Source organism: Sorangium sp. So ce693 (genome assembly GCF_051521375.1).
Classification (GTDB): domain Bacteria; phylum Myxococcota_A; class Polyangia; order Polyangiales; family Polyangiaceae; genus Sorangium; species Sorangium atrum.
Genome location: NZ_CP150347.1, coordinates 10138540 through 10160655 on the forward strand (window position 1 = coordinate 10138540; position 22116 = coordinate 10160655).

The 22116-nt window shown below is 69.6% G+C and carries 20 protein-coding genes; 9 read left to right on the plus strand and 11 right to left on the minus strand.

Translation table 11 applies throughout. The features are described 5' to 3' along the window. Positions 1-123: 123 nt before the first annotated feature. Positions 124-732, minus strand: coding sequence for a cytochrome c-type biogenesis protein (locus WMF14_RS37850; protein WP_437794334.1), 609 nt, complete (start codon positions 730-732; stop codon positions 124-126). 268 nt (positions 733-1000) lie between these two features. On the opposite strand from WMF14_RS37850, the gene WMF14_RS37855 reads away from it, so the two are divergent. The 3 genes from WMF14_RS37855 to WMF14_RS37865 are packed head-to-tail and all read left to right on the plus strand — an operon-like array spanning position 1001 to position 2470. Continuing rightward, positions 1001-1621 carry an SCO family protein gene (locus tag WMF14_RS37855; protein ID WP_437794337.1) on the plus strand — a complete coding sequence of 207 codons (621 nt, stop codon included), beginning with the start codon at positions 1001-1003 and terminating at the stop codon, positions 1619-1621. After that, on the plus strand, positions 1618-1965 hold the full coding sequence (locus WMF14_RS37860; protein WP_272104224.1) for a copper-binding protein: 348 nt from the start codon (positions 1618-1620) through the stop codon (positions 1963-1965). The genes WMF14_RS37855 and WMF14_RS37860 overlap by 4 nt, the downstream gene beginning before the upstream one ends. 25 nt (positions 1966-1990) lie before the next feature. Further along, positions 1991-2470 carry a hypothetical protein gene (locus tag WMF14_RS37865; RefSeq protein ID WP_437794339.1) on the plus strand — a complete coding sequence of 160 codons (480 nt, stop codon included), beginning with the start codon at positions 1991-1993 and terminating at the stop codon, positions 2468-2470. Between the two features lie 300 nt (positions 2471-2770). On the opposite strand, the gene WMF14_RS37870 is transcribed toward WMF14_RS37865, so the two are convergent. The 5 genes from WMF14_RS37870 to WMF14_RS37890 all read right to left on the minus strand — a co-directional run bounded on the left by WMF14_RS37870 (position 2771) and on the right by WMF14_RS37890 (position 8580). Further along, positions 2771-4087 carry a c-type cytochrome gene (locus WMF14_RS37870; protein WP_437794342.1) on the minus strand — a complete coding sequence of 439 codons (1317 nt, stop codon included), beginning with the start codon at positions 4085-4087 and terminating at the stop codon, positions 2771-2773. A gap of 34 nt (positions 4088-4121) precedes the next feature. Next, complete coding sequence (locus WMF14_RS37875; RefSeq protein ID WP_437794345.1) at positions 4122-5564, minus strand: c-type cytochrome; 1443 nt, start codon at positions 5562-5564, stop codon at positions 4122-4124. 237 nt (positions 5565-5801) lie between these two features. Next, entirely contained in the window at positions 5802-6368 is a 567-nt protein-coding gene (locus WMF14_RS37880; protein ID WP_437794348.1) for a response regulator transcription factor, read from the minus strand. Further along, complete coding sequence (locus WMF14_RS37885; RefSeq protein ID WP_437794350.1) at positions 6365-7669, minus strand: sensor histidine kinase; 1305 nt, start codon at positions 7667-7669, stop codon at positions 6365-6367. Before WMF14_RS37885 ends, WMF14_RS37880 begins: the two co-directional genes overlap by 4 nt. Positions 7670-7737: 68 nt before the next feature. After that, positions 7738-8580: a cytochrome c peroxidase gene (locus WMF14_RS37890; protein WP_437794353.1), complete on the minus strand. Its 843-nt coding sequence runs from the start codon at positions 8578-8580 to the stop codon at positions 7738-7740. Here WMF14_RS37890 and WMF14_RS37895 point away from each other — a divergent pair. Beyond that, positions 8471-10057 carry a cytochrome B6 gene (locus WMF14_RS37895; protein ID WP_437794356.1) on the plus strand — a complete coding sequence of 529 codons (1587 nt, stop codon included), beginning with the start codon at positions 8471-8473 and terminating at the stop codon, positions 10055-10057. The genes WMF14_RS37890 and WMF14_RS37895 overlap by 110 nt on opposite strands. A gap of 121 nt (positions 10058-10178) precedes the next feature. On the opposite strand, the gene WMF14_RS37900 is transcribed toward WMF14_RS37895, so the two are convergent. Then, positions 10179-10841, minus strand: a complete 663-nt coding sequence (locus WMF14_RS37900; protein ID WP_437794358.1) for a peptide chain release factor-like protein — start codon at positions 10839-10841, stop codon at positions 10179-10181. Next, a complete protein-coding gene (locus WMF14_RS37905; RefSeq protein WP_437794360.1) occupies positions 10838-12073 on the minus strand; it encodes an RtcB family protein in 1236 nt (411 codons plus the stop codon). Before WMF14_RS37905 ends, WMF14_RS37900 begins: the two co-directional genes overlap by 4 nt. Before the next feature lie 200 nt (positions 12074-12273). Between WMF14_RS37905 and WMF14_RS37910 the strand changes: the two genes are divergently transcribed. The 3 genes from WMF14_RS37910 to WMF14_RS37920 all read left to right on the plus strand — a co-directional run bounded on the left by WMF14_RS37910 (position 12274) and on the right by WMF14_RS37920 (position 15659). Then, positions 12274-13908 (plus strand): sigma-54 interaction domain-containing protein, encoded by a 1635-nt coding sequence (locus WMF14_RS37910; protein WP_437794362.1) that lies wholly within the window; start codon positions 12274-12276, stop codon positions 13906-13908. A gap of 168 nt (positions 13909-14076) precedes the next feature. Further along, positions 14077-15228: a zinc-dependent alcohol dehydrogenase gene (locus tag WMF14_RS37915; protein WP_437794364.1), complete on the plus strand. Its 1152-nt coding sequence runs from the start codon at positions 14077-14079 to the stop codon at positions 15226-15228. After that, the gene (locus WMF14_RS37920) at positions 15225-15659 is read left to right on the plus strand and encodes a hypothetical protein (protein ID WP_437794366.1); all 435 of its coding nucleotides are present in this window, start codon (positions 15225-15227) and stop codon (positions 15657-15659) included. Before WMF14_RS37915 ends, WMF14_RS37920 begins: the two co-directional genes overlap by 4 nt. A 36-nt stretch (positions 15660-15695) precedes the next feature. Here WMF14_RS37920 and WMF14_RS37925 read toward each other — a convergent pair whose 3' ends face one another. Genes WMF14_RS37925 through WMF14_RS37935 form a run of 3 tightly spaced genes read right to left on the minus strand, consistent with a single transcriptional unit; the run spans position 15696 to position 18825 of the window. Next, on the minus strand, positions 15696-16757 hold the full coding sequence (locus WMF14_RS37925) for an imelysin family protein (RefSeq protein ID WP_437794369.1): 1062 nt from the start codon (positions 16755-16757) through the stop codon (positions 15696-15698). 60 nt (positions 16758-16817) lie between these two features. Further along, positions 16818-18209: a hypothetical protein gene (locus WMF14_RS37930; protein WP_437794370.1), complete on the minus strand. Its 1392-nt coding sequence runs from the start codon at positions 18207-18209 to the stop codon at positions 16818-16820. A gap of 7 nt (positions 18210-18216) precedes the next feature. After that, a complete protein-coding gene (locus tag WMF14_RS37935; RefSeq protein WP_437794372.1) occupies positions 18217-18825 on the minus strand; it encodes a hypothetical protein in 609 nt (202 codons plus the stop codon). A 398-nt stretch (positions 18826-19223) separates the two neighbouring features. On the opposite strand from WMF14_RS37935, the gene WMF14_RS37940 reads away from it, so the two are divergent. Beyond that, positions 19224-20288: a metallophosphoesterase gene (locus WMF14_RS37940; protein WP_437794374.1), complete on the plus strand. Its 1065-nt coding sequence runs from the start codon at positions 19224-19226 to the stop codon at positions 20286-20288. A gap of 37 nt (positions 20289-20325) precedes the next feature. After that, the gene (locus tag WMF14_RS37945; protein WP_437794375.1) at positions 20326-21981 is read left to right on the plus strand and encodes a tetratricopeptide repeat protein; all 1656 of its coding nucleotides are present in this window, start codon (positions 20326-20328) and stop codon (positions 21979-21981) included. Positions 21982-22116 lie beyond the last annotated feature (135 nt).

The following is a 22116-nucleotide window of genomic DNA, read 5'->3' on the forward strand; positions in this document are numbered from 1 at the left end:
CATCCTTCAAGGGCAGCGGGCCGAATCCGGGAGAAGAGCTTTCCGACGCGGCCACTGCGCCGCGGTCATAACGAGATGTCCCTGTTGAGCCTCCTCTCCAATCAACCGGAATGGCGTGGGCACTCACGCGTCGCGCTCCCGGAGCTCGTCGTCGAGGCGCTCGTCGTACTCGTCGCGCGCAGCCGCAAGGGTGCCTCCGGACGGAGCGGCCTGCGCTGCGTTGCTCCGCCACGATCGCAGCAGGGCAAAGAGCCCGAGGAAGGTCACCGCGATGCCCAGCATCAATCCCAGCGCGACCTGGCCGAGCGTGCCCGACGAGGGCGCCGCGCGGAGGCGTTCGCCGTAACGCACAACGAGGTCCTGCTCGATGGCATCGGCCGCCTCGCCCCGACGGAGGCGCGCGTGGATCTCGCGACGAAGATCGCGTGCCACCTCCGATTCGTGGACATCGAGCGTCTGATCCCAGCAACAAGGCGCGAGCAGACGCGCTGCGAGCGCCCTCTCGCCAGGCGCCGGGGTCGAGTCGACGAGCTCGGAGGCGGCCTGGCTGGGCGGCGCGGGCTCGGCCCTAGCGCTGAGCGCCACGCCCGCGACGGCGGCGGCCAGCGCCACCGCGCGGCGCCAGCGCCGACTCCGCGGCGATCGGACACGCAGAGGCGAACTCACGTCGCGCGCGCCGTGAGGGGAACGGACCGAGTCGTTCGCAGCGCCGCGGTGCTCTCGCTGGCTCATGGCGAAGCAGACTACCGCTGCCGGCCTCCACGGCCCTGCGACACGATGTCGCGCTGGTCACCACGCGGCCAGATGCGCGCCGGAGGCCGCGATAGGGCAGCATCGTTCGACGGGATGCGACACCGTGACGCATTGCTCGACCTGCACGGCGCGACCTAATGTCGCGCGCATGCCGCACGAGGTTCTCTCCCCCTCCACATCTTCATCTTCGCGGCCATCGCTGGCAGGTGTCGGAGCGCCGGTTCGCCGGCGCGGCCGCCTGCGCCCGGTGCAGATCGGGCTCTGCGTCTCTGCGCTCGCGGGGATCGCGCTCCTCGGCGTGCGGTCGCGCGTGCGCGAGGCGCCCGCCTCGCCGCCCGTGCTCGGCGAGATGCCGGCGTTCTCGATGACGGATCAGGACGCTCGCCCCGTCACGCGGGAGTCGCTCCGCGAGCAGACGCTGATCGTCGACTTCTTCTATGCGAGCTGCCCCGTGTCCTGCCCGAGGCTGTCGGCGCAGATGGCGGCGTTCCAGGAGCGGATCGCCCAGCGCAGCGCGGCGCGCGGACAGGCGCTCCCCATCCACCTCATCTCGATCACGCTGGACCCGGAGAACGACACACCCGACGTGCTGCGCTCGTACGCGGCGCGCTACAGCAGCGGCCGTGGTGCCTGGTCGTTCCTCTCCGGTCGGAGCGAGGAGCTGAATCGCGTGGTGGTGAAGGGGTTCAAGATCCGCTTCGAGCGAGCCGACCCTTCGGCCGGGCTCGGCGCGATCATGCACGGCGAATGGTTCGTCCTGGTCGATGGGCTCGGTCGCATTCGTGGCTACTATCAAATCGGCGATGAAGAACGAATGAACGAGCTCGTCCGCGACGCGGAGCGATTGGCCTCGAAGGAGCTGACATGAGCCGATCGATGTGCTCTCGCCTCGGCGCCGTTCATCTCGCGCGGTCCCTGCTGCTCGGGGCGGCGATCGCAACGAGCCTCACGGTCGCGTGCTCGAAAGCGTCCACCGCCGCTCCGCGTGTCCACCACGCGACGGGCGCCGTCCGCTCGCTCGGCCCTGGGCGCGCCTATGTCAACATCGCGCACGACGACATCCCGGGCTACATGAGCGCGATGACGATGTCGTTCGAGCCCCAGGGCCCGTCGCAGCTCGACGGTATCGAGGTCGGCGACCGTATCGCGTTCGATTTCTACGAGACGGAGGACGCCCGCCGTGTCCTTACGCGGGTCGAAAAGCGCAGGTGAGCCGACTGCCGGGCGGCGAGCGTGGATGGGGGGCCGCGCGATCGGCGCCGCGTTCGTCGCCGCGGGGCTGGGAATCGTCACGCTCACGGCGCTCTCCTTCGCTCCGTCGGCGAACGGCGCCTTCGCCATTCACGGGATCGAGCTCGGGATGACGGCGAGCGAGGTCGTCCGGCGCTTCGACGCTGGGCCGACCGGACGCTGGAGCGAGGCCACGGGCTGCGCCGGGCCTTCGATGGAGTGGTCGCGGGGCGATGCGGCGGCCGCCAGGGCGCCCCTCTCTGCTCGCTTCGAGTTTCATGAGGGGTTGCTCATGGCCGCGCGGGTGCGCGTGACGCCCGAGGACCCGAGCGCGCGCGGCGCGCGGCTCGAGACCTCCGCCCAGTTCGTGCTCGCGCGTGAGGCGCGGGACGACGGCTCCTCGTTGCTCGTGCTCCTCGCTCGCGGATGCCCCGACCACGAGGCAGAGGTCGAGCAGCTCCTCAGCGGCAGCTCCGCAAGGCGCTGAAGCGGCGCAGACCGCGCGCCGCCTCAGCCCCGCACGGCGCTGGGGCCTCAGAGACCCGCGCGTCGGGCTCGTCGTGCCCGTGGAGCCTCCGCTGCGCTCGTCGTCTCCGCACCCCACGAGCAGGGCCAGGGCGCGCGCTCATCGCCCCGGCAAACGAAACGTCATCGATGCAGCGGTTCTCCGCCCGCGTCAGAGAAGTCGGCGCCCGATCCGATCCGCCTACGCAGGTTCAGGCCCAGAGGACTGGACGCCGGCGCCATGCACGAGCGTGGCGTCAGGAGCTCTTCAGCGCGGTAGCGCTCAATGCGCCGCTGCCCCGGTCTCCAGCATGTACTCGGCGATCTGCCGGAGGCGCTCGTCTCCGAGCGAGGCGAACGGTGGCATCTGAGGCGCATCAGCGCGCTTCTTCCCGGGTGCCCGGGCCCACGTCACGATGCCGTTCGGGTTGCCTGCGTAGATCTGAGCGATCTCGGTGAGCGACGGCCCGACGATCCGACGGTCGACGCCGTGACAGGCGCCGCAGGTGTTGTGGAAGAGATGTTGCCCATCGCTGACGCCCGCGGCGGCGCGCTCACGTCCCACGCGAAGATCGTACGCCCCTTGGGCCGAGTCATCGACCCACCGGCGAGTCACCTCCTGCATTTCAGCTCGATGCTCGGCGAGAGCGACGCCCCGGTACATGTGTCGACCGAAGGCCATGCAAAACACGGTGAGCGAGATGTACCCGACGATGAGCGGCAGACGTTTGCCGTGCGGCTCGGAGACCGACAGCTCTTTCCACATCATCCAGACCGCGGGGACCGCAACGCCAGCGCCGATCAGGATGGGGGTTACGACCGACACGTGGAAGCCCTTCGAAGGGAGCGTGAACAGCACGAGCGGCCCGACGATGAACTGCGCCAGAGAGACGGCGAACGCGACGGAGTAGAAGATGCGCCGAAGCCGCGGTCGCGTGAGCCGCTCGAAGGTCTCCTCGGCTGGAAACTTGCTCCGGCCGAAGTACCAGACTCCGAAGAGGCTCGTCAGGATGAGTGACGCGCAGAGGAAGTGAAAATATCGAGGGAAGACGTTCGGCAGCAGAAGCGAGCTGAGAAAACCTCGAACCCCAGTCCAGCGCTCCGGGAACATCATCAGGTTCACGTTCGCCAAGAACACGAGCGGGATGACGAGAAAAAGCGCTACCGCGAGTCCGAGGATCGCGATATGAAGCCCCTTCTGTGTCTCGAGCCGATCCCACGTGTACTTGTGGAGGTAGAGGAGAAGGAACGTCGTCGCGATCGCCGGGATCAACAGGATCCACGCCGTACCCGTGAGCGCGTTCGCGGTGTAGAAGTGGATCGTGTACAGAACGTTGATGAGGAGGAGCGGCGCAACGCCGAGCACCACGGCGAGGCTCTTGTTGACCGTGACGGTCGCCGCGAGCGCGCGCGCGAGCTTGTCGAAGTCGCGGTCACGAAGGCCGCGGATCTCGAAGCCGAGCACGAGAAGCGAGCCGCCCACCATCAGGTTGACGAAGAGAATGTGGGCGATGAAGGCAATGACGAGCAGCCCCTCCAGCAGTCCCTGACTTGCTGGGAGCGGGAGGGGAATGTCTCTCGGGATCGGTGTCGGGTTCATGTCCTGCGAATCCTTGAATTCTTGACGGGAGCGGTCACGGGTCGACGGCGAGCGTTCCGTCGCTTCGTCGCTTCGGCCGCGGTGGTGCCGCGACCCCCGTGACCTGCGCTCCTTCGATGACGTCGCGCTGGGTCTGAAGGCTCTCGAGCCACGCTGCGAGAGCCTGCTTCTCCTGTTCGTTCCCGGGGAATGGCGGCATAAAGGGCCGCGCGTTGTGCATCGCCCCGATGTAGCTGGCGATGGCATCACGCCGCCAGGGCTCCGCGTAGTCCCACGAATCGCGGTTGCTGTACATGCCTTCGAGGAGCCCGCGGATGCCGTTCACACCGTCGACCGTGTGACATCTCGTGCATGCGAGGTTGAAGATCTCGCGCCCGGCCTCGAGCTCATTCTCCGGCGTGATCCGGCGGACCGCCGTGTACGTCGCGTGCGCGAGGAGCCCGTCGCGCTGCAGCAGCGGATAGTCTTCCTCGCGGAGCCCGTTCGCGTACAGATACCCGGCGATCGCGTACGGCTTTCGAACGAACTCGCGCACGCGCTCGAACGTGCCGAGGAGCAGGACGGTTAGCACCGCGGGCACGACGAACGCCCAGCGACGGAGGCTAGCCGGACGAGCGGCCCCCCAGGCCATCACGAGCGCGATAGCGATGCAGGCGCCACCTAGCACCCACAGCGCAGTGCGCGCCCATCCCTCGAGCAGCTGCGTGAGGAGCGCGACGGGGATGTTCGCCTGCATCGCCGCGGGGACGACGCGCGCATACCACCAGCCGCCCGCGACGCACGGGAGCGTCCAGAGCAGGGACCAGTGGGCGATCGACCTGACCGCTTGCGCGCGAAGCGCCGATCCGCGCTTGGTGACCCACAGCAACGCGGCGAGGCCGAACGCGCCTGCCATGACCATGGCGAGGGGGGTGCGGAACGCGAGCTGCGGCAGGTAGATCGGGTTGAACATCCCGCTAAAGAGCGTTCGGTCGGTGCGCCACGAGCCGGGGTCCATCATGAATCCGAGGATGGACACGATCAGCGCCATCGTGATCCATGAGGCGATGGAGAGCGCAGCGCCCAGCTTGACGTGCGCCCGCTTGCGCGGCCCGGTCCACCTCTTCCAGCTCAGGTAGTAGGCCAAGATGAGAACGACCTCGGTCACGAACACGAGCCATTCGGTGAACCACGTCCAGAAGAAGACCCGGATCAGGCTCCCGATGGCGTACGGGTTCACGAGCGACGCGGAGAGCCAGATGCCCACGCCGGTGAGCGCGCCGACGGTCGTCGTGACGATGAAGAAGAAGGAGAGGAGGCGGTGCGCCAGAGCGTCCCAGGACTCATCGCCGGTCTGGACGCCCCGTCGTTCGAGGTAAGCCACCAGCGGAATGCCACCGACTGCCATCCCATGGTTGATGACCACGTGCAGCACCGCGATGATCGCGATGAGCATGCGGTTGTTGAGGAAGTCGAGGTGGAATACAGGCAGGTCCATGCCTCACCTATGTGCACGAGCTCGGCCGGCTTTTCAGCGTGGCCAAGGGTCGCGCGACGAAATGCCGCGTGGCTCCAGCCGCGACGCTTGCCCGCCGCGTCGCGGCGTCGGCGGCCGCGTGCCGTCGAGCGCGGCGCGTATTATCGCGGCAGGCTCATCCCGAAGGCGCTCCCGGGCCTCCGCGCGGCGCGGCCCCTCGCCCCGAGCGCGCGGCCTTCGCGAGCCGGCGCTCGATCATCACGGGCTTGGGCGCTTACCGAGCTTGCGCTGCAGTGAGCGACGATGCAGCCCGAGGAGCGCCGCCGCCTGGGTGATGTTGCCACCGCAGCTGACTAGCACCCGGTCGATGTGTTCCCACTCAACACGTTCAAGCGACGGGACCGAGGTCGGCGGCGGCTCGTCAGCGGGCGACCCGTCGTGGTCGAACGCCGCGACAATCTCGTCAATGTCGGCGGGTTTCGTCAGATAGTGGACGGCCCCCGATCGAACTGCGTCCAGGGCCGTCGCGATGCTGCCGTAGCCGGTCAAGACCACGATGCGGGTGGTGGGGTCGAGCTCGTGGAGCTTCCGCACGGCATGGAGGCCCGACGCGCGCGGCATGCGAAGATCGACGACTGCGCACTCAGGAGTTTCGAGCTGAGCGTGGCGAATTGCCTCCGCGGCAGATGGCACTCCGAACGCCTCGAAGCCTCGCTCTGCAAGCGCGCGTACGAGACGGTCACGAAAGGCGTCCTCATCGTCGACGACGAGAACGGAGCGGCCCTCGTTCTCATGGGCGTGCTCACGATGCGCGGTCTGGCTCATGCTTCCCCCCGCAGGGCATCGGGAGCGAGGCAGAGCTCCACGTCGGAGCCTCCGCCTGGCCGAGCCTGGAAGAGTAAGTATCCGCCGGTGCGCTCCGCGTAGGCCCGCGCGAGATAGACTCCGAGCCCCAGGCCGCCGCGGTCCGCCTTCGTCGTCACGAAGGGCTCACCTAGCTTCGCCTGGATGTGTGCCGGGAGCCCGTTCCCCCGGTCCAGCACATGGAAGCAGAGGCGCTCGCCCGCGACGATTCGCAGCTCGACAGGCGCTTCGACATCGGCGTCCTCCTGGGCGTCGAACGCGTTGCGGATCAGGTTGTGGAGCATCTGCGCGAGGGTCTTGACCGGGGCCACGAGCGCGGCAAGGCTGCTGGCGTCGTTGTCGTACGTGAGGCGAAGATGCGGGATGAGCGCCGGGGACATGAGACGAAGGAGCTCCGCAACTACCCGTTCAGGCGTCGCGTGAACCGGCATCTCGCCGACGGATTCGCCCGCGCGCGCGGAGATGTCGGCGAGGATCTCGCGACAACGAGCCACCTCGCGACACACCAGGTCGGCGTCCGCGGCCAGCCCGCTGCTCGGAGGCTCGCGTCGAAGCCCGATCGCCAGCTCCTTCGCGGCGAGGCCGATGGTGGCGAGCGGTGAGCCGAGCTCGTGCGCCGCGTTTGCGGAGAAGCTCGAGAGCGTGGCGAGGCGCTCGTTCTGCGCTGCGAGGCTTGCAATCTCTGCTAAGCGCTGATCCCGACCCCGGATCGCTCGCGACACACGCCCGACGAAGTACGCCACGAACCCTGCTGCGAGGACATAGGCGATCCACATCCCGACCAGGTGCGTCGACCAAGGCACGTGATCATGGGACGCCAGGTGTTGTGACGGGATGAAGAAGAGCGCGGCGAAACCCGCGACGGTGAGGACGACGACCGTCCAGGCCAGCTGGGCCTCGAGCAACAGCGCGGCGAGCGCCACATGCACAAGAAAGAAGACCGTGAAGGGATTGCTCGCCCCTCCAGAGGCTGCCAGCATCAGCGTGAGGACGACGACATCGATCGCGAGGACCGCAGGGAGTCTCCAGGTGCTGGTAGACGGCTGTCCCCACAGCAGGAGGCCAGCGTTCGTCGCGGCGGTGAACGTCACCAAGCCGAGAAGCGGCACATAGGGCAAGTCGAGCGCGAGGATCACCCGGACCAACACCAGGGCCATGAGCTGTCCGGCGATCGCGCCCCAGCGCAGCTTGAGCAACCAGGACAGCCCGAGCTGAAGCTCCGTTTCTTCTTCGGCAGGCGCGGCCTTCCTGCGCCGTGCCACGATGGGAGCCGCGGAACCTGCTGTCGTGGGAGCGGCCGCATCCAAGCGGCCGACCCGCATGAGGACGCTCATGGGATGCTAGTACCGCAGGAAGTGGACCAAGTCACCGCGGCGTTTCGTCGCGCCGACGTGTCCCCGCGCTGCCCCCTCCCGGCTTCGCCCTGGAGGAGGCAGCGCCGGGCAGACTTCCTCACCTGCCCATCGCGGTCTCGGGCCGCATCCGGCGCATGTAGTTTCGCGGGAAGCGGGTCCTCGCCGACGGCAAGCTCGCCAGGGTCGGCGGCCCGATCGAGGAGCAGCTCGCCTCGTGCAGGGAGAAGGCGCTCGACACGGACCCGTACGCGAGAGAGCGCGTCGTCGTCGAGCCCCTGGACGTACCGATCGAACGGGGAGTCGCCAGAGACGAGCATACGCTCGAAGCTCGCGAGCGCCTCGACGATGCGTAGAAAGGTGAACGGGTCGTCGTCCTTGGGGTAGGCCTCGCGAAACAGCTCCTGGTAGCGCGGATCGCCTCGGAAGCGGGCGAGGATCATCTCCTCGTTGCCCGTGGCGCCGAGCTCGATTGGAAAGTCACCGAAGATGGGCACACGCGCCTGCTCTTCCAGCGACCGGAGGATCGGGTTTGCCCACGTAAAGACGGGCAGGTAGCAGTAGTCTGGGAGCGGCCCGTCCGAGACTCGGCCGGGCTGTTCAAATTCCCGCGGTTTGTCGGGTCCTGCAGTATTTGATTGTGCCCGCGAGGTATGTCGCGCTGTCCGAGGACCGCTCGAGGATCGGTCTAGCGATTGCAAACGGACGAGCATGAGCAAGAACCGACCAGCCTCGTCAAGGGCGACTGTCGCGCTCTCAGAGAGGCCGATTTGCCGCGGCGTCGTCGCGCTCGTCACGACATCGCTGGTCGGTTGCGGCATCGCCAGCGTGTGGGCACAGACGAGCTGTCCGACCCCGCCTCCCGACGCGATCGCCCGCGCCCAGGAGGCTTGCCAGGTCGCGGTGCAGCGGCCGGAGCAGAGGAAGACGGCCCACGACCTCTCCGACATCTTCAACGCGCGGAACGCCGAGCCGTCCTCTCCCGTGTTCCTGAGCCAACCGAAGCAGGGCAGGGTCTCGGGGTTCGACTTCTACCGGGATCCGCTGAACTCGGACAAGCCGAACGAGGATCCCACCGCCATCATGAAGCGGGAGATCGCGAACAAACCCAACGTCATGCGCGCTCAGCAGAAGCTCCTCGAGCAGCGCTACGATCTCACGCCCAGATTCGACCCCGTCGCCAGGATGTCGCGCGGCAAGCCGCTCTGCGTGGGCCCGACGGCGCGCCTCCAGAGCGGGTTGACCTGGGAGAAGCTGGCCGCCATGCCTCCCCTGGAGATCAAGCGGCAGGGCGTCTTCCCGTATCCGTCGCTGCCCCATCCCCTGCAGGCGAACGGCGGCCAGGTCTTCCCGAAGATGCAGATCGAGATGTTCCCGCGGCTCGAGCGCTTCGACGTGGACTTCGATCTGCCGGAGGCGTTCCTGCCCGAGTTCCCGCCCGCGATGTTCCTGAGCAACCGGCCGGAGCTCGGCGACGTCTCGCGCGGGGAGGTGGTGTCGATCAACAACTACTACCGGCTCTTCAAGGACATCCTCACGCCGGTGCAGCTCGACGGGCTCCGGCTCCTCCTGACCTCGTTCCCGCAGGAGGAGTTCAACCCGACCGACGATCGCAAGTCGCGTGAGCCGAGCCTCGGCGTGACGTGCCTCGACTGCCACATCAACGGCCATACGACGGGGCAGTTTCACCTGAACCCGGACATGCGCCCCCAGGAGCGGCGCCTCCGCCTCGACACGGTGAGCTTGCGAGGGGTGTTCAACCAGCAGATCCACGGCTCGAAGCGGAGCCTGCGATCCGTCGAAGACTTCACGGAGTTCGAGCAGCGCACGGCCTACTTCAACGGCGATGCCATCCACGCCATGAAGAAGGGCATGAATATCCTCGACCGCATCCAGGTCAGCCACATGGCGCAGCTGCAGAACATGCTCGATTTCCCGCCGACGCCCAAGCTCGACCCGGCGACCGGCCGCCTCGACCGCACGAAGGCGACCCCGAGCGAGCTGCGAGGCGAGCAGATCTTCTTCGGCAAGGGTCAATGCGGAAGCTGCCACACGGCGCCCTTCTATCTGGACAACCAGCAGCATGACTTGCATCTCGAGCGCTTCCTCAAGGACGAGCCGGGGGACGGCCCGATCAAGACGTTCACGCTGCGCGGCATCAAGGACAGCCCGCCGTACCTGCACGACGGACGTTGCCTGACGCTCGAGGACACGGTGGAGTTCTTCAACATCGTGCTCGGCTTGAACCTCTCGCGCGACGAGAAGAGCGATCTCACCGCCTTCATGCGGCAGCTGTAGCCGTCGGGTCGACGTGCGGAGTAGGATACCGGCCGGGCGACGGAGGATTCATCGGCTGTTCGTCGCGACGATTAAACGGGTAGAGCCGAGGGAACCGATGAGGCGGGGGGCCGACTCGCTCTCAGGTCGCCTCCCGCGCCCCTGCCACCACGAGCACGCTCTTCCGCCCTACCCGGTACGTCCTCACCGGCTCTCCCCGGACGATCCGGTCGTGCTCGCTCCAGCGCGCGGCCTCCCCTTCCGCAACGCGCCGGGCGGCGCGCTCCGCGAGCCGCTCGGCGATGCGCTCCACCCCGCGGCGGACGTTCGCGCGCTGCGAGCGCTCGTCGGCCACGCGCACCGTGATCCCGCTCGGCCGGTGGTGGATCCGGACCGCCGACAGGGTCTTGTTCACGTGCTGCCCTCCCGGCCCGCCCGCCCGGCAGGCCGAGATCTCGAGCTCGCTCAGGTCGACGCCCTCGCCCGCGCCCGCCACGGCGTCCGCCCCCGCAGCGTGGATCGCCACCCCCGCGAACCACCGCTTGCGCGCCGCCTTCCCCCGCGCCGCGCTCCGCTCGACCAGCGCGTGCGTCCCGAGCTCCCCGTCCAGGCAGCGCCGCGCGTCGCCCTCCACCAGGATCTCGACCGAGGCCGGCGCGTCCTCGTCGCCGTGCACCGTGACGTCGACCACCACGAGCCCGCGCTCGTGGCAGATCGCCTCCATGCGCTCGGCGAGCCGCGCCACGAAGCGCCGCACCTCGACAGGCCCCCGCCCCGCGCTGATCTGCACCCACGACCGGCTCATCGCTTCACCGTGAGCACCGGCACGAGCGGCGCGACCGGCGTCGCCAGGCCGGCCTCGACAAGGCTCTCGATCACCGGTTCGATCGGCTTGTACGCGTCGGGGTGCTCCTCGAGCAGCAGCGCCGGGTCGTCGCACACGACGCGGCCGCCGAGCTCCGTGCGGGCGAGCTCGCGCCGCCGGTACCTGGCCGCGATCTTCTCGCGTGCCTCGCTGCGCCCCATCTTGCGGCCCGCGCCGTGCGCGACGGAGCGCAGCCCGGCCTCCGCATCGCACGAGCGCATCACCCACGACGGCGCTCCTCGCGACCCGAGCACCACGGTGAAGTCGCTGCCCCGGGCGGGCGCCGCGCCCTTGCGGTGCACCCAGGCCAGCTCGCCGCCCACGGCCTCGCGCGCGACGTCGTTGTGGGTGAGGTCGAGCCCGCCCGTGATCGTCGACGCCCGCGAGGCGCCGAGCGCGCGCAGCATCCGGTACGCGAGCAGGAGCCGGTTCGCCCGCGCGAAGCGGCACGCGCCGGCGAGCTCGCCGAGGTAGGGCTCGGCCGCGTCCCCCTCGAGCACCGCGCCGCCCCAGCGCTGCCCGAGCGCGCCGCCGAGCCCGCGCGAGCCGGAGTGCGCCACGACGACGAGCTCCCCCGCGGAGAGGCCGAGGGCCTTCGCCGACGCAGGGTCCCGCAGCGCGCCGACCCGGGCGACCTCGAGGAAGTGGTTCCCGCCGCCGACCGAGCCGAGCGCGCCCTCGTAGCCCGCGCGGTACGGCGAGGCGTCCCCGCTCGGGCGCAGGCCGTCCTCGGGCTCCGCCGCCGCGAGCCGCGCGAGCGCCTCTGGCACGCCGTCGAGCTCGGCGAGGCCGCGCGCGCCGCGCTCCCAGACTCGCTCGAACACCTCCCGCGGATCGCACTCGGCGAGCGGATCGTCGTCCATGGCCTGCCGGGCGCGCCGCTCGAGGACGTCCGGCGCCATGCGGCCGATCGACGTCGCGACGAGCCGCACGCCGCAGCCGGCGTCGCCGCCGATGAGCTCCGGGACGACCCGGTCCGCGAAGGCGAACGCCGCGCCGATGGGGATGCCCCGCCCTGCGTGAAGGTCCGGCATGCCCACGGCGCGGACGCAGCCGGGCAGCGCGGCGACGCGCGCGAGCTGCTGGACGGCGTTGCCCTCGAGCCAGACGTCGTCGCGGACGACGAGGCGGGCGTGGGCAGGCAGGACTGCGCTGTCGGCGGGGGCTTTCATCGAGATCTCCGGGGCAAGCGGCCAATACGGCAAACGCAGGCGCAAACGCGGATGGGAATGCCCATGGGCATGCGGAGGAGACTTGCGGCTTCCGTGCCAGCGCGCGGCCCGCCCCGACGCCGGCAAAACGCTTCTACATGGTGCGCTGCGCACCAGATAAAGTGGTACATATTGCACCACACCTGGTGTACAGTGCACCAGTGAATCGCCTCCTCCTCACGTGGTCGGACGCGGGCACGCTCGGGCCGGCGCCGGCGCACCACGGCCGCCGGCCCGAGGGCGATCGCGGGCCCGTGCTGCGGCTCCTCGACCAGGAAGAGAGCCGCTACGACGCGATCGTGGTCCTCACCATCCCGGCGGGCGAGGCGCCGTCGCGGGCGCTCGTCGAGCGGGCGCGGGCCCGCGCGCCGCGGATCGAGCTCCGGGTCGTGGACGTCGACGATCCGTCGGACCACGCGAAGCTCTTCCGGGCGCTCGGGAAGCTCTCGGCGCAGCTCAAGCGCGCCTTCCCGCCGGCGGCGTGGGCGACGGACGTCCTGCTCTCGGCCGGCACGCCGCAGGCGCAGACGCTCTGGGTCATCCTGGTGCAGGCGGGGATCCTGCCGGCGCGCATGCTCCAGGTGATCCCGGCGGCGTTCGTGCCGCACCCGCACCCGCGGCCGGTGCGGGAGGTCCGGCTCGACATCGAGGGCTTCCCGGAGATCCGCGCGCTGCGCGAGGAGGTCGTGCGCCTGCGGGCCGAGGCGCGCGCGCGCGACACGGTGCTCGTGGGCGAGAGCGAGCCGATGCGCTTCCTCCGCGCCCGCATCGCCCGGGTCGCCGCGACCGACGTGCCTGTGCTGATCGTCGGCGAGACCGGGACCGGAAAGGAGCTCGCGGCCAGGGCGATCCACGAGCACAGCCCGCGGGCGAGAGGGCCGTTCATCGCGGAGAACTGCAGCGTCTTCGCCGAGGGCGTGCTCGCGAGCGAGCTGTTCGGACACGAGGCGGGGGCCTTCACCGGAGCCGCGGGGCGGCGGCGCGGCGTCTTCGAGCAGGCGCACGGCGGCACGCTGTTCCTCGACGAGATCGGCGAGCTGTCCCCGCGGGTGCAGGCGTCGCTGCTGCGCGTGCTCCAGGACGGGACGCTGCGGCGGGTGGGCGGCGAGGCGAAGATCGAGCTGGACGTCCGCGTCCTCGCGGCCACCCACCGAGACCTCGCGGCGATGGTCGAGCAGGGGACGTTCCGCGAGGATCTGTATTACCGGCTCCGCGGCGCGATCATCGAGGTTCCCCCGCTCCGCGCGCGGGGTGGAGACATCGAGGTGCTCGTCGACGCGTTCCTCGACGAGGTGCAGTCGCGGCGCAAGGGGCGCGGGCTCGAGGTGACGCGCGATGCGCTGAGGAGCCTTTACCAGCACCCCTGGCCGGGCAACGTGCGCGAGCTGCGCGCGGAGGTGCAGCGGTGGGGCGTGTTCTGCGAACACACGGTCGACGTCGGCGACCTCGCGCCGGAGCTCGCGTCGCCGGCGGCACGGCCGGCGAGCGGCGGCGCAGGCGGGTTCGCGCGAGCGACGGAGTCGGAGGTAGGCGGCCAGGAGGTCGCGCCGCTCGCGGAGGCCGTGGCGTCGGCCGAGCGCGCCGCGATCGGGCGCGCGCTCGCGGTGCATCAGGGCAACCTCTCCCGCGCGGCGCGCACGCTCGGCATCGACAGGAACACCCTCAAGCGCAAGATGGCGGCGTATCACCTCCGCAAGGACGACGCGCCGCGCGAGGCCGTGAGAGGCGAGGACCCGAAGAAGCTGAAGCCGCCGCCGTTACCGAAGAAAGAGAAGAAGACGACGAACGACCGATGAAAGGGCGAACGGCGCCCGCGCCGTCGGCGTCAGCAGCGATGTCCTCGATGTCCTGAGGACGTGCGCCCGAAGGCCGGAGGGCGATGCCTACGCCAGGTGCACCCACGAGCGCGCGCGCCTGGTTCACCCCTTGCATTGCTCCATCGAGCAGCGTGGGAGGTAGTGCGAATGCTGGCGCTCACATACCATGGGCCGAGGAACGTCCGCGTCGAGGAAAACCCGGAGCCCCGGGTTCAACATCCGAACGACGTGGTCCTGCGCGTGAGTCGCGCCACGATCTGCGGCTCTGATCTGCACCTCTATCATGGATACGTGCCTGACACGCGCGTGGGGACCATCTTCGGCCATGAGTTCACCGGCGTCGTGGAGGAGCTCGGGGCCTCGGTGCAGACCCTGAAGCGCGGCGACCGGGTCGTCGTGCCCTTCAACATCGCCTGCGGGACGTGCTTCTTCTGCCAGCGAGAGCGCACCTCCGCCTGCGAGAACACGAACCCGCTCACCACGCTCGCCAGCGGGATCTTCGGCTATTCGCACACCACCGGCGGCTACCAGGGCGGCCAGGCCGAGCGCGTCCGCGTCCCCTTCGCCGACGTCGGCCCCATGAAGATCCCCGACGACCTCTCGGACGAGGACGCTCTCTTTCTCTCGGATATCCTCCCCACGGGGTACCAGGCCGCGGAGATGGGGGACATCGGCCCCGCCGACACGGTGGCCGTCTTCGGCTGCGGGCCCGTCGGCCTCGTGGCCCAGCGGTGCGCATGGCTCCTCGGCGCGCGCCGGGTCATCGCCGTCGATTCGGTCGGTTACCGCCTCGATTTCGCGCGCCGGCACAACAAGGCAGAGACGCTCGATTTCAGCAAGACCCCTGACGTCGTGTCCACGCTCCGGGACATGACCGACGGCCGCGGGCCGGACGTCTGCGTCGAGGCGGTCGGCCTCGAGGCGAACGGCTCGGCGCTGCACGACGTGCTGGGCAAGGCGCTCAAGCTCGAGGCCGGATCGCCCGTCGCCCTCAACTGGGCGATCCAGTCGGTCCGCCGCGGCGGGAGGGTCTCGATCATCGGCGTCTACGGGCCGCCGTGGAACCTCGTCGACGTTGGCGCGGCCATGAACAAGGGCCTGACGATCAAGGCCGGGCAGTGCGACGTGAAGCGGTACATGCCCCGCCTGCTCGAGCACATCCGCAACGGGAACCTCGACCCGAGGGCGCTCATCACCCACCGCGCTCCGCTCGATGCGGCCGCGGAGATGTACCGGGTGTTCGCGGCGAGGACCGACGGGATCCTCAAATGCGTGCTCGTTCCGCGGGGGGCCAAGTGAGCTCGGTCATCGAGGGGGAGGCGATCATGGAAGCCGAGATCGTAGTGCCGAGGGAGCTGCCGTACTGGGGAGTCGATCTTTGCCCCGAGGACAGGCCCGGCGTCCCGAGGGAGGTGCCGCCGCGCCTCCTGGAGAGCGCGCACTGGCTCGAGCCCGAGCAGCAACCGATCGAGGGGCTGGTGCTCAGGCACCCAGGGCGCGCCCGTCCGACGCCGGTGTTCAGCACGGCCTTGCCGCCGAGAGGAGCGAGCGGGGCGCTGCGCCGCGCCGCCTACAAGGTCCCGGATCACCGGCTCTCCCACTGGGTCGCGCTGTTCATCGCGGATCGGGTCGACGTGATCGAGAGCTTCCCTCTCGACCTCTTCAAGAGACTCAAGAGGCGGGTCGTCAGGGCAGGCAAGCTCAGGCGCCCGGCGTCACAGCGCGCATGACAGAGGCCCCCTGAGGTGGGTGTCGCCGTTCGTGGATCATAGCTCCGGGATGCCGAGCAGATCGGCGGACTCGCCCATGCTGCGGACCAGGGAGCCCTCCACCGCGTCATCGCTCTCGCGCTGAACGAGCGAGAAGAGCTGGCCGAACGGGGTCTCGAGCTGCGCCGCCGTCGGATCCTCGGAGCTCCACAGGTCGGGCACCGGCGGCAGCGCGTCGCCGGGGAGCGCGGCGTAGGCATCCTCGAGCCGCTCGAAGCCATCGAGGATCGCCTGATCGACCGCGGCGGCGTCGCCCTCCTTCGAGAGGAGCCAGCGCTGGAACGCAGCGTAGGTCAGCCTCCCGGCCGCGACGTTCGCGCGCATGTCGGCGAGGGTGTACTGCGCATAGCGGGACTCCTCCTCGCCCGTGGCGGCCTTCGCCACCTTCTCGACCTGCTCGCCGAGCGAGCCGATGACCCCCCGAAACGCCGACGGCGCGTCGAGCGCCAGCCCGCGAAAGTCGGATTGCATCTTCCTCGTGTCCGCCACCAGGCGGGCGCAGAGGCCGCGCTTGAACGCCTTGGCCTCCGCCTCGGTCGCGGGGAACGCCGCGGCGCGGTACCTGGCTCCGAGGCCCGACTCGAACTCGACGACCGCAGGCGGGATGGCGTCGGACCAGAGGATCCGCTCGATGGCGTGGACGCCGGTCACCCCTTCGCCGTCGAACGGATCGGCGTCGGCGGCCGCCTCGATGAACGCGTCATACCGGGCGTCGGTGGACACATCGAGATCGCGGAAGAGGACCGCGATCGCGCCCTCGACGTGCTCATAGGCCCACCGCGCCTTCTTCCACTCGGCCTTCATCGCGTCGACGGCGTCCTTGTCGGCCGCCGCGCTCCACCCGTCCTCGTCCGGCTCGGGCGCAGCGGCCTGCAGCGCCGCCGCCGCGGAGGCGAGGTCGTCGAGGTTCGTCTGGATGAACGCCTTCACGTCGAGCACGGCCTGCTCCTCGTAGCCAGGGGCGGCGAGCGGCTCCTCGCCTTCGCTCCCGCACGCGGCGAGCGCGGACGAGGCGGCGACGGCAAGGCAGAGGGGAAGACGCGCGCGATGTATGACCATGGGGAAGAGCTCCTGTCTTGGGGCGCTGGGGAGGAGCGCACAGAGTCGAACAGCGCCTCCTCAACGAGCCTTGTAAATGAACGCCATCCTCGCGAGGCACATCTCGTCGAACGCCGTATCCCCGAGGGACACGTCGACCGGGCTCGTCGTGTGTCGCTCGCTCAGCGCCGCCCGCAGATGGGGGTTTTCCAGAGAATTGTCGTACGTGCACCTGATCTTCAGCGCGTCGCCCGGCGCGAGCCGCGGCAGGTCGTCAATCGCGGCGTCTACCTGGTAGAGGCGCTGCCATGTGAGATCCCAGGACGGGATCTGCAGCAAGCACTCCTCCGTCTCCTGGCCGGAGGCCCCGCCCGCGTGCTCGATGCCGATCTTCACGTCGGTGCCGATGTAGTGCATGTGCGGGCCGACGCCGTAGACGTGGAGGTCCGGCGTCGGGTGACCGTCCATCGTGGCAGGCAGCGTGAAGCGCATGCGCTCGACGTGATCGTGAGCGCCTGACGGGATGCGGAAGGCGGCGCCTCGCTCGTCGTCCGGACCGGGCTGCAAGCCGTCGCCGTCCGCGAACTGGCGAGCGTAGTTGCCGACGAGCGCGAAGAGCAGCTCGTACTCGGGGCGCGACGGCGTGAAGCGCATCTGAAAGCGTGTGCTGTCCGGGGCCGCCGTCGCCCCGGCCGGGTGGTAATGGATCTGCATCACGAGCCGTGAGCCCGCCGGTATCGGGGCGCCCACGTTCGGTCCACCGTCGAAAGGCCGGCCGCCGGGCGCCCAGGCCGCGACGACGCCGCCCTCGACCCGTGGGCCTCCGAAGCACTCGTAGCTGCCGTCAGGGCCGGCGAGCGCCTCGCTCTCGCCACGCTCGTCGAGGAACATCAACGCGTGGTGCACGATCTTCGCATTTCCGACCAGGAAGCTCCACCCGTTCAGGTACCTGGTGTCGGAGAGCTTCGGATCCAGGACGAAGCAGCGAAACTGATCCGACTCGCCGCTCGCGACGAACGGCGCCATCGGCGCCAGCTCCTGCTCCGCGCCGCGGAGCTCGTCCGCACCCGACGCGAGGGGAGCCGGCGCGAGGGCGCGCTCCCCTTCCGGCGCCCCTCCTGCGCTCCACGCCTCGAACCTCGCGATCTCCTCGCCGCTGAGCCGGAGATCGGCCTTCCAGCCATGACGAGGCCTGCACTCGTCCGTCTCGAACGCGCCCCAGGGGGGCATCGTGCGCTCCCTCGTGACCTCGGCGATCAGCTCGGCGACGCTCTTGGCGTCCTCGTAGCTGCCCAGACCGAACGGGGCGATCCCACCCGTGGAGTGGCAGCTCACGCAGCTACGCTGAAGGAGCGGCTCGATATCGGCGTGGAACGTCGGCGTCCCGCCGGGCGCGTCGGAGCCGCCGGCGCAGCCCGCGAGCGGAGCGGCGGTCAGGATCATCCGCAGGAGGGCGCCTCGTCGCGCGCTCACCGGGTCCTCACGGGTCATACACCTCGGCGTTGCACTCGATGGTGAGCTTCCCCGCGTCCTGCGTGCAGACCGGCGGGCTGTAGCAGTTTCCCACGCTCATGGATTCGGCGGCATCGCCGACGCAGTCGCACGAGGGCTCCGGCATGCAGGGGACAGGGATCGTGTGACAGAAGAGCTGCGGCGGCGGCTTGAACGGCTCTTCGTGGGGCTCGTCGAGGATCTCGCAGTACTGATCGGCCGATCTGCAGAAGTAGCTGCCGCAGGCGAAGGTCCCTGGAGGCGCGGCCGCAGGGGCGCACGTCTCGGCCGCGCCGATGCTCTGTCCTGCCCGCTCCGCCTCGCAGGCGCTCGCGTAGGCGCGACCGTCGCAGGCGCAGACCTGCGTGTCGCTCTGACACGTCGTCGGTCGCAACAGGCATGCTCCGTCCTTCCCTCCACATGCCCCCGGCGGATAGTAACAGAACTCGTCTTCGGCGCAGATCGTCCCGCTGCACAGCGCCGCCTCTGCGGGGCTCGGTCCGCCTCCGGCGTCATCGGCTCCACATCCGACGAGCGCCAGCGCAGAGCTCAACCACAGGAGCCCTCGGGCCACATCCATGCACATGGACAGATTCATATCAGGTTCTCCTGTCCGCCCGCAGATCTACCGCGTCGAGCCTGTCAACGAGGAGAGGTTCGAGTCGACAGGCTCTTCTACCGGCAGCGACGAGGGCAGCGGTGTGGAGATTGAGTGACGAGCTGAGCTGCTGTACTTCGGCGATGATCTGGCCCCGGCGTCGTGCTCGTCGACCAACTTGAATTCCTATGCAACGATAGCGCAACAAAATCTCCATCACAAAAACAAGAGCCCTTGCAATAGGGTAGATTTTCCATCCAGGGGACAGATCTCTCGATCTCGACGGGAACGCCGTGAGCACGGAGCGCCGTGCGCCTGGTGGAGAAGGAACGTATTCCATGGTGACACAAGGAGATAGGGATCAGCAGAGGGAGCCTCGTAAGGCTCCGCTCGCGCGGATGTTCGGCCTCGTGATCGGCGCCATCGTGCTGGCGCTATCGGTGGGGACCGGGGTTTCGGCGTGCGCCGGCGCGGGCGGCGACGAGCGCGCGAACGACGATCCGCAGGGGGTTTACGACGGGCAGGAGGAGGAAGGCGCCCTCGAGCCGAGCGAGACGACCTCGGCCGCGCTCAACGGAACGGTCTCGACGGATCCGAACCTCAAGATCGCCTTCATCGGGGACACGGGCACGGGGAGCAGCTTCACGAGCGTGCTGAACCTCGTGCTCAGCGAGGGCGCGGCGGCGGTCGTCGTCAACGGCGACATGTCGTACTCCGCCAACCCGACCACGTGGTGGAACCAGGTCGAGTCGGTCCTCGGCACGACGTTCCCCGTGTTCATCTCCCGCGGCAACCACGATGACTCCTCCTGGAGCGGCTATCTGCCCAAGGCGGCGAATCACCTCGGCGGCGCGACCCGGGTCGCCGGCGCGCACGACGCCAACTACAAGACCACCTTCCGCGGCCTCGTGCTCGTGACCGCCAAGAAGGGCGACAACGGGGCGACGCACATCACGCCGTTCCTCGACACGGACACGCACATCTGGAAGATCTGCCAGTGGCACCAGAATCAGGCGGCCATGCAGGTGGGCGGGAAGGGCGACGAGATGGGCTGGGACGTCTACGAGACGTGCCGGAAGCAGGGCGCGATCATCCAGACGGGACACGAGCACAGCTACGAGCGGACGAGGACGCTCACCAACATGACCTCGCAGACCGTCGACCCCACGTGCAACGGCGCAGGGGTCCTCTGCGTCGGGGGAGATGGGACGAACGGGCGGACGTTCGTGACGGTCGCCGGCCTCGGCGGGAACAGCATCCGCACCCAGACGCGCTGCACACCGACGACGTTTCCGTACGGGTGCAGCAACACGTGGGGGTTCATCTACACCTCGAACCAGAGCGCGAACTACGGTGCTCAGTTCATCACCTTCAACGTCGGCGGCAACCCCAAGGCGGCCACGGGTTACTTCAAGACCATCAGCGGGACGACCGCCGAGACGTTCTCGATCACCCATGACTGAGCGTTCCTGGCGAGCCTCCCGATCGTAGCAGGGGTGCATGTTGCGCGAGCTCTCCCCCGGCCGCCGCGGGCTCATGGCCGTCGCCGCGCTGGCCGCCGCTTCCCACGCGACGGCCCTCGGCGGCGGCTACGTCTGGCTCGATCACGCGCACCTCCGGGAGGGGCGCGCGCTCGCGGCGCCCTCCGGCTGGCTCGGGCTGTTCACCCGGGGCTTCGCGGATACCAGCTTCTACCGGCCGCTCATGGCGCTGTCGCTCTCCATCGACGCGGCCGTGTCGAAGACGCCCGGCTTCTTCCACGCGGTCACGCTCGGCTGGCACGCGCTCGCGTCGGTCATGACCACCGTGGCGGCGCGGGCCCTCGGCCTCTCGCCCCGCGCGGCGCTGGCGGCCGGGCTGCTCTTCGCGGTGCATCCGACGACATCCCTGGTCGCTTCCGCGATCGCGTTCCGCTCGGAGGCGATGATAGCGGTCTTCCTCCTTGCGCTCGTCGCCGCGCACCAGGCGCAAAAGCCCGCTCTCGCAGCCGCGGCGCTCTTCGCCGGCGCGCTCACGAAGGAGACGGCGTGGCTGCTTGGTCCGCTGTTCGTCCTGGCGCTCTCCGCTGAACGACATCGGGAGGGCGGCTCCCCGGCCCATGGGGGAGCCGCCCTGCACGCGGGGCCGCGCCCACAGGCATCCTCCGCTGACGGCGCGACGCGCCTGCGCCTGCTCGCAGCGGAAGGCGCCGCGTTCGCGGCCGCGACCGGCCTCCGCCTGCTGTACGCGCCCCGCTTCCGGGCCCAGCATCCCGCGCTGCCGCTCGACGAGAGCGTCGGCACGAGGCTCGCTGCGCTCGGGAAGAGCGCCCTGGCGCTGGTCGTGCCGCTCGACCAGAGCATCTGCGATGCGTTCCGGATCACCCGCACGGCGAGCCTTTCGGCCCTCTTCGGCGCCGCCGTGCTCGGTGGCGTCGCCCTGCTCGCGTCACGACGGCGGGGCGTTGCATGGCTCTTCGCGCTCTCTCTCCTGCCGTCGCTGCAGCTCGTGCCGATCATGCGCTGGTGGTCGCCCCATTACCTCTATGTGCCGCTTGCGTTCGGCGCGATGCTCCTCGCCCACGCAGCCGACCGCCACGGCCGGCGCCTGTGGGCGCTGGTCCTTGTCCTCGGCGTGCCGTTCACGGCGCTCTCGCTGCGCGAAGGACGAAGGTATGCGAGCGATGAGCGCCTCTGGGCGCCGGAGGTGAGCCGCGAGCCCGCGTGCCGCGAGGGGCAGTTCTTCCTCGGCGAGGTGGCTCGGGACGCCCGCGACTGGGAGGCGGCCGCGTCGCGGTACGAGCGAGCCGCGGCGCCCGACGCCGACCATCTCTCGTACGCCGATGAGCTCGCGGCGCTCCAGAACCTCGGCGCTGTGCGCTTCGCTCAAGAGCGATGGGCCGACGCTCGCGCTGCGTGGACGTCCGCGCTCGATCGCTCCGGCGACGATCGGGAGAAGCGCCAGATCACCCACAACCTGGCGACCGTCGCGCTTCGCAGCGGTGACCCGGCAGAAGCGGCCCGCCTGCTCGAGCCCGAGACCAGCCGCAAGGACGCGCTCCCCGAGTCGCTCCTCATTCGAGCCAGGGCATTGCACGATCTCGGCCGCGAGGACGAGGCTGTCGAGCTCGTGAAGAGGCTCCAAGGCATGGCGCAAAAGCGCGCCCGCGCTCGGTGAGCCGCTCGGACCCGCCGCATGCGCAGGCTGCACAGGCGTGGTGCGGAGCTGCGCTCAGGACCGCGGCGGCAGGAGCCCCGGTGAGCCTCCCGCTGCCGCGTTCGGCGAGGCGCGCTCGTGCCGATTTGGCGTGGC